Origin of the sequence: Saccharibacillus qingshengii (genome assembly GCF_013185195.1) — a bacterium.
GTDB classification, from domain to species: domain Bacteria; phylum Bacillota; class Bacilli; order Paenibacillales; family Paenibacillaceae; genus Saccharibacillus; species Saccharibacillus qingshengii.
Genome location: NZ_JAAZWC010000075.1, coordinates 1 through 1,248, shown reverse-complemented (window position 1 = coordinate 1,248; position 1,248 = coordinate 1). Strand labels below are relative to the sequence as shown.

The window sequence follows — 1,248 nt, the reverse complement described above, 5'->3', positions numbered from 1 at the left end:
GGCACGCTTTTAAATCCGTTTCGTCTTTCAAATGGCCAAAGAAAGATTCTTGAGGCGCATTGTCCCAGCAGTTTCCCCTTCGTGACATGGATTGTCCGAGCTTCATCTTTTTCACAAGCTTTTGAAAGGTCGGATGCGTGTAGTGGAATCCCTGGTCCGAGTGAATGAACGCTTTCGGCGTGAGATGACGGTGTTTCTTCAATTGCTTGAGCGTATCCAGTGCGAGATCTAATCCCAGCGAATCCGAGACCTTGTAGGCGAGAATTTCATTGGTTTGGGCATCTTTAATCGTCGACAAATAAGCCCGTCGGTTTGTTCCATAACGTAAATACGTGATGTCCGTGAGGAGGACTTGGCCGGCTACCCCGGGTTTGAATTTCCGCTGCAAGGTGTTTGGACACATGCGGTGTTCCTGCGTCGCTTTGGCGATCCGGCGCATGGGATTTGCTCGTCTTATGGGGCACACCAGATTGAATTTTTTCATCAGCCGACGGATTCGTTTGAGGTTGTAAGTGAGGCCAAAGTGAAGCTGCAGCGTCATTTGAATCTGGCGTGCCCCCTTCTTTCGCCGCTTATACCGATACGCTTTCAGCAGGATCTGGTAGGCTTGTTCGTCTTGCTCGTGCTGCTTCTGTCTACGGAAAACGGCCTGCTCGCTCAGGTACGCGTAGTAGCCGGAACGGGAGATTTGAGCGAGCCCGCACAGCCACCGTACCTTACGTTTGAACCGAGGACGACTCGTGATCTGCTGAATCCATTCGAACTTCTGCCCTGTACTTACTTGGATTTCGGTTTCTTCGCCTGCCTTTCGAGCCATTCGAGCTTTTTTAGAAATTCATTCTCCACTTCGAGCCATTCCAGTTTAGCTTCCAGTCGAGCGATTTGTTCTTGGGGACTGAGTTCACGTGTGGAAGGACGTCCAGAAGCCTGCTTTCTCGCGTCCGTAAGACCGAGGATTCCCTTCTTCTCGTAAGCCGTACGCCAGCGATGAGAAGCGGTTTGAATCCGTTTGATTCCTAAAATGTCTACGTCAAAGCCAGCCTCTTGAAAAATCTCACGAGGAAGCTTGCCTTGCCCATAAGCTTGGATGAAGTGTTCTTTAAACGCATCCGTGTAAGTGATGGCTTTGTCACTGACCTGTTTCACATGAGGATTCTTTTGGAGCTCATTCTGCTGTTTAGTTGTGAATAATTGTTTAGACATTGGTTTCGACCACCGCTCATTTTTTTCTTTATTGTACACAAAAAG

General features: G+C 48.9%; 2 protein-coding genes. Both read right to left on the bottom strand.

The window, feature by feature from the left end:
- A partial coding sequence (locus HRQ60_RS23370; RefSeq protein ID WP_172201017.1) for an IS3 family transposase occupies positions 1–817 on the bottom strand: 817 nt, incomplete at its 3' end.
- Positions 778–1,248: HTH domain-containing protein (locus HRQ60_RS23365; protein WP_343044813.1), on the bottom strand; the 471-nt coding region annotated here is incomplete at its 5' end. The genes HRQ60_RS23365 and HRQ60_RS23370, both read right to left, overlap by 40 nt.